The 411-nt window shown below is 68.9% G+C and carries 2 protein-coding genes; one reads left to right on the top strand and one right to left on the bottom strand.

The features are described 5' to 3' along the window. Positions 1-184, bottom strand: a 184-nt coding sequence (locus tag ASV53_RS24715; protein ID WP_500690246.1) for a hypothetical protein, incomplete at its 3' end; no start/stop codon positions are given. On the opposite strand from ASV53_RS24715, the gene ASV53_RS24710 reads away from it, so the two are divergent. Continuing rightward, positions 183-411 (top strand): type II secretion system F family protein (locus tag ASV53_RS24710; protein ID WP_205049251.1); only part of this gene is annotated, 229 nt, incomplete at its 3' end. The two genes, ASV53_RS24715 and ASV53_RS24710, sit on opposite strands and share 2 nt — an antisense overlap.

The following is a 411-nucleotide window of genomic DNA, read 5'->3' as shown; positions in this document are numbered from 1 at the left end:
TGCCATGGAACGTGAAGTTGTAGCCGGATACCGATGCCGTATCCCCGGCTTCCATGCGCACGATATTTTCCGCACCAAACACACTGACCAAGGTAATGCCAATGACGAACACGCCCACGCCTGCATGCGCCAGCGACATGCCGAGGATGGCGCGCGGTATTCTGAGCCGGCGGCTGCGCCGCATGCGCCGCCAGCTCTGGCCCGACGTGTGCGACCTGCTGATGGAGTCGCTGGCGGACCCGATCGCCGACCGCATCATCGAGACGCTGCGGATGGCGCGGCAGGTCGGGGGTACAGAACTGACGGCCGTGCTGCGGGCGCTCGGTGCGTCGGTCCGCGCCGACGCCGCCGTCCGGGGCGAGGTCGAGGCGCGGCAGTCGTGGATCCGCGGTGCCGCCGTCCTCGGGGCGG

Origin of the sequence: Photobacterium sanguinicancri (assembly GCF_002265265.1) — a bacterium.
Lineage (GTDB): Bacteria > Pseudomonadota > Gammaproteobacteria > Enterobacterales > Vibrionaceae > Photobacterium > Photobacterium sanguinicancri.
This window is presented reverse-complemented; position numbering and strand designations above follow the sequence as displayed.